This window comes from Streptomyces sp. NPDC059477 (assembly GCF_042749375.1).
In the GTDB taxonomy this organism is placed as follows: Bacteria; Actinomycetota; Actinomycetes; order Streptomycetales; family Streptomycetaceae; genus Streptomyces.
Genome location: NZ_JBHYUG010000014.1, coordinates 32266 through 37655 on the forward strand (window position 1 = coordinate 32266; position 5390 = coordinate 37655).

The window sequence follows — 5390 nt, forward strand, 5'->3', positions numbered from 1 at the left end:
GGGGGGGGGGGCCCGGGCCGCGCCGGGCGGGGGCCCGCGGTCCGGCCCCGGGCCCCGGCCGGGGCCCCCCGTCACCGGTGGGCCGGGGGGGGGGGCCCATGGGGGGGGCCCCCCCCCCTTCGCGTGGGGCGGCTACTCGCAAGGCAGGCCCTCGGCCCTGGGGAGGGTCTCGGTGATCAGTTCCCGCCCGGGGACGATGTCCTGTTCGCCGACCACCCACAGATCGGGTGCGATGGCATCGGTCCGGATGACGATCAGGGTGTGGTCGCCCTGGGTCAGCCGGGGCTCACTGTCCCGGCTCATCGTGAAGGTGATCTGCCGCTCGCCCTGGGCCGGTTTGAGGTAGCGGGTGACGTCCAGTGTGATCCGGTCCAGGGCGCCGCCGCCCGGTTCGGGCCGTACGGCGGTGACCTCGCCCTCGACCACCAGCCGGGCGCAGGCGAGATAGCCGGGGCTGCCCAGGGCCGAGGACGCCTGGTTCTCGTCGCCGTCCTCGACGCTTCCCCCGTCCTCGGCCGCCGCCTTGTCGCTGCTGCTGCCGGCGGCGGCGTCGTCGGCGCCCAGCCCCGCACCCGACTGCACCACGATCCAGCCGAGCCCCGCCAGCAGGACGGCGGCGCAGACGGCGGCCAGCCCGCCCAGGACGAGGGCGAAGGGGCGGCGGCGGGGGCGGAGCGGAAGGGGGGCGGGTCGTGGCTGCGGCTGCGGCTGCGGCTCGGTCAGGGCCGTCGCGATGTGCCCCAACTGCTCGCGCAGGACGGTGACATCGGCGCTCGCCGCGCGGTACTCGGCCATGAAGGCGGCGTCGGCGCGGGCCTCGGCGGGCAGCGGGTCGTCCATGAGCACGGCCAGCAGCGGGTCCAGGGCGTCGTAGGCACCCGCGAAGCCGTCCCGGCCGTCGTAGCCGTCCCGGCCGCCGGAGCCGTCCCGGCCGTCGTAGCCGTCGGGTTCGACGGACACGTCACACCACCTCGTCCTCGTGCAGCCGGGCGCGCAGGGCCCGGACCGCGGTGTGCAGCCTGCTCTTGACCGTGCCCTCGGGGATGCCCAGTTGCTCGGCTATCCCGCGTACCGGCAGGTCGGCGTAGAACCGCAGGACCAGCACCTGACGCTGGGCGTCGGGCAGTTCGTCCAGCCCCCGGGCGACGGCGAGGGAGAGCACACGGGAGTCCTCGGCCGAGGGGAGCACCGGTTCGTGCAGCGCGGCGAGGCGTTCCCCGAGGCGCTCCTGGCGGCGCTTGGCGCGATGCCAGTCCATGGCGAGGTTGGAGGCGACCACCGCCGCCCAGGCGGAGATGTCCCGGGGCGCCTCCAGGCCACCGGCCGCCCGCTCCAGCAGCCGCCGGGGGGGCCTGGTGTCCCCCGGCGGGCGGGGGGGCCGGGGGGCCCCCCCCCCCGCCCGGCACCCCGCGCCCCCCCGGTGCAGGGGGCCCGGGGGGCCCACCCCCCCCCCCCCCCCCCCACCCCCCCCCCCCCGGCGCCCCCCCCCCCCCCCGGGGGGCCCCCCCCCCCCCCCCCACCCCGCCCAGCGCGAGCACCGCTCGCACCCGGCGTTCCTGGGCCGCGTCCAGCGGGTCGTCCGCCGAGCGGTCCGCCCCCCGGCCGCGGCGCGCCATTCTGCGCAGCACAGCCACCCCTCTCCTCGCCGCGTTTCCTCTACGACGTTGGGGCGGGCGGAAACGTTCGGGCGGGTCCCGGAGAACTTTCCGGCGCGGTCCGGACCGTCTCGCTCCGCTTCATCCGGCCGTCTCCCGTCAGGTGATCCCACCGTCTCCCGCACCGCGTCCGATCGTCGACTTCACGCCGCCTCCACTGTCACCATGTGTCCCATGACGTACCTCTCCAAAGGCGCCAACGCTCCTGTCCCCGCGGCTGCCTTGCGGGTCGCGGTCGGTCGCGCCGACGTTCCGGGCACGCCGACCGTGGACGCCTCCGCCCTGCTGCTCGACGCGGCCGGCCGGGTGCGGGGCGACGCCGACCTGGTGTTCCACAACCAGCCCCGGCACCCATCGGGCGCGGTCCGGCACGCGGGCCTCGGACAGGGCGCCGGACAGTCCGCCGAGTGGCTCGAACTCGACCTCCCGAACGTGGAAGCGGCCGTACAGCGCGTGGTGATCGCCGGTTCCTGCGACGGCGGGACCTTCGGGCAGGTGCCGGGGCTGTATGTGCAGACGGTGGCGCCCGACGGCACGGTGGCCGCGCACTACGCGGTGACGGACGCGGCCGAGGAGACGGCCTTCGTACTGGGCGAGTTCTACCGGCGCAACGGGGCGTGGAAGTTCCGGGCGGTGGGACAGGGGTACGCGTCGGGGCTGGCGGGGCTGGCGACGGACTTCGGGGTGGAGGTGGCGGGGGCGGACCCTGGGGCGGGGGCGGCGCCTGGGGTGGGGATGGCGTCTGTGGTGGAAGGGGGTCCTGTGGCGGCGCCGGCTCCCTTGGCACCGGCCCCACCCTCCCCTGCGGCCCCCGCCCCCGTACCGGTCGCTCCCGTCCTCAACACCGCCGTCTCCAAGACCTCGGGCCCACCGCCCGCCCCGCCGACCGTGACCGCTGTGCCCGCCGTGCCCCCCACGGGCGGCTCCCCCCTCGGCCCCGACTTCACCCCCTTCGTCCGCGGCGGCGAGGGCAACGACGTGGTCACCGTGGATGTGCCGCTGCCGCCGGGGCCGGTGATCGTGGAGGCGCGGGTCGAGGGCGAGAGCTGGCTGTGCGTCGAGACCCTGGACCGGGACAACAAGGAGGACAAGCTCGTCTTCAACGCCACCGTGCGTGATCTGCACGGCCGCGCGCTGGTCCAGCCGCCCGCCGACCGGCCGCTGCGGCTGCGGGTGAAGTACCGCGGCAAGTGGACCCTCTCCGTCCTGCCGCTCGCCGCCGCCCGCCCGCTGGGGACCCGGACCCTTGAGGGGCGCGGCCCCGATGTCCTGCTCCACACCGGCACCTCGGGCGATGTGCGGGCCCGGTTCGACGGGGGCGCCGACCGTGACGCGTGGTTCCTGATCACCGGCCACCGGATCGAGCACCTCGACGACCTCGAACGCAACGATCTGCTGGTCAACAAGACCGGCAAGCTCAAGGAGACCTTCCCGGTCCCCGACGGCCCGCATGTGCTCGTCGTCGAACGCGGTGACGGCGACTGGCGGCTCGAACCGCGCCCGCTGCCGGTCCGCGATCCCGCCAAGGGCCGCAGCACCGGCGTCTACCAGGGCCGGGGCGAGAAGACGATCACGCTGGTCAATCCCCGGCCCGGCCGCCCGGCGCTGCTGCGCTACGACTTCCCCGGCGCCGAGCGCGGCTACGACCTGGAGATGTTCAGGATCGACGAGTACGGCGACGAGACCGGGTGGCTGAACGGCCGCAACAACGGAATCCGCGGTACGGCGACGGCCTTCGCCAAGGGACAGGCCGAGATCGGCCAGCGGATCAAGCACAAGGGCGAGTGGACCCTGGAGGTGCTGCCCGAGGAGGACGCGCCGCTGTTCACCGGCCCGGTCGAGGGACAGGGCACCTCGGTGCTGCGCTACCAGGGGCCGCCCGCGCTGATGTCCCTGCGCCAGCTCTCGTACCAGAAGGACCGGTATCTGGCCGCGCACGCCGTGAACCATCCGTTCGGGAACACCGCGATCATCGCCGATCTCCAGGGCCGGCGGCGGCCCGCGCTGGGTCCGGTCTGGGTGGATCCGGGCGGCACCTGCTTCCTGCTGGTCGTCGCCGCCGACCACACCAAGTGGCGGCTGGAGCCCCAGCCGCTCAAGGCGGCGATCCCGCTCGGGCGGCGCACCCAGGGCGTCGGCTATGGAGTCGTACATCACACCGGGCCGGACACGGAGATCTCCTTCGTCTGCACCAGCGGCATCCACCATCTCTTCCAGCTGGACGAAAACCTGTTCCCCCGGCACAAAGTCACCGGATCTTCCGATCCGTACCGCATATCGGAAGGAATCCTCCAGGTCCGGGCGCTCGGCGAGTGGACGATCGAGCTGCGGGGCTGACCGGGGCGGGGCGGAGTGAACCGTCCGGTCCCCGGGCAATCGATTGGACACACCGGCCGGGGTCCCGCGCATGATGGAGGGGCCCCGGGTCCCCGTCGCCCCCGGGCACGCACACTCGGTCACGCACACGTAGTCACGCAGTCACGCAGTCACGCAGTCACGCAGTCACGCAGTCACGCAAGGGAGTCGTCGTGAGGGTCGGAATCGTCGGAGCCACCGGTCAGGTCGGCACGGTCATGCGCAGGATTCTCGCGGAGCGCGAGTTCCCGGCCGAGGAGCTGCGTCTGTTCGCCTCGGCCCGTTCGGCGGGGACGGTCCTCGACGGGGTGACGGTGGAGGACGCGGCCACGGCCGACTACACGGGCCTGGACATCGTGCTGTTCTCGGCGGGCGGCTCGACCTCCCGGGCGCTGGCCGAGAAGGTCGCCGCGCAGGGCGCCGTGGTGATCGACAACTCCTCGGCGTGGCGGCGCGACCCCGAGGTGCCGCTGGTGGTGTCCGAGGTGAACCCGCACGCCGTCGCGGACCGCCCCAAGGGCATCATCGCCAACCCGAACTGCACGACCATGGCCGCGATGCCGGTGCTCAAGCCGCTGGCCGCCGAGGCGGGCCTTGAGGCGCTGGTCGTCGCCACCTACCAGGCGGTCTCCGGTTCCGGTGTGGCCGGGGTGGACGAGCTGTTCGAGCAGATCAAGAAGGTCGGCGACGACGCGCCCAAGCTGGCCCACGACGGTTCGGCGGCCGAGTTCCCGGCGCCGAACAAGTACGTGGCGCCGATCGCGTACAACGTGCTGCCGCTGGCGGGCTCGATCGTGGACGACGGTCTGAACGAGACCGACGAGGAGCAGAAGCTGCGCCACGAGTCCCGCAAGATCCTGGAGATCCCGGGCCTGAAGGTCTCCGGCACCTGTGTGCGGGTCCCGGTGTTCTCCGGCCACTCCCTCCAGATCAACGCCCGTTTCGCCCGCCCGATCTCCCCGGAGCGCGCGGCCGAGCTGCTGGCCGACGCCCCGGGCGTGGTCCTCACCGAGGTCCCGACCCCGCTCCAGGCGGCCGGTCAGGACCCGTCGTACGTCGGCCGCATCCGCCGCGACGAGACGGTGGAGAACGGCCTGGCGCTGTTCGTCTCCAACGACAACCTCCGCAAGGGCGCCGCGCTGAACGCGGTGCAGATCGCGGAGCTGGTGGCGCGGGAGCTGACCGCCGCCCGGCAGGGCTGACGGCAGCACCCACGGCGACGCCGGCAGCGGACGGTACGGCAGGCACTACGGCAGGGGCGGTCACCGGGTCAACCGGTGACCCCCCTCACCGTGTGGTCCCCGGCCCCGACCCTGCCCCCCGCCGCGGGCGGGCGCCCCCGCGGGTCGGGCCCCCCCCGCCCCCCGGCCCGCCGGGGCC

At 74.5% G+C, this 5390-nt stretch carries 3 protein-coding genes and 1 pseudogene; 2 read left to right on the forward strand and 2 right to left on the reverse strand.

The annotated features are described in order from the left end of the window. Nucleotides 1-132: 132 nt before the first annotated feature. Nucleotides 133-960, reverse strand: a complete 828-nt coding sequence (locus tag ACFXAZ_RS10100; RefSeq protein WP_384587266.1) for a hypothetical protein — start codon at nt 958-960, stop codon at nt 133-135. Nucleotide 961: 1 nt separating this feature from the next. Continuing rightward, nucleotides 962-1348, reverse strand: a pseudogene (locus tag ACFXAZ_RS10105) (RNA polymerase sigma factor); the annotation flags it as partial. A gap of 481 nt (nt 1349-1829) precedes the next feature. Between ACFXAZ_RS10105 and ACFXAZ_RS10110 the strand changes: the two are divergent. Together ACFXAZ_RS10110 and ACFXAZ_RS10115 are read left to right on the forward strand one after the other, a co-directional pair. Beyond that, nucleotides 1830-3992, forward strand: coding sequence for a TerD family protein (locus tag ACFXAZ_RS10110; RefSeq protein WP_384587268.1), 2163 nt, complete (start codon nt 1830-1832; stop codon nt 3990-3992). A 191-nt stretch (nt 3993-4183) separates the two neighbouring features. Next, complete coding sequence (locus tag ACFXAZ_RS10115) at nt 4184-5212, forward strand: aspartate-semialdehyde dehydrogenase (RefSeq protein ID WP_384587270.1); 1029 nt, start codon at nt 4184-4186, stop codon at nt 5210-5212. The last annotated feature ends 178 nt before the right edge of the window (nt 5213-5390 follow it).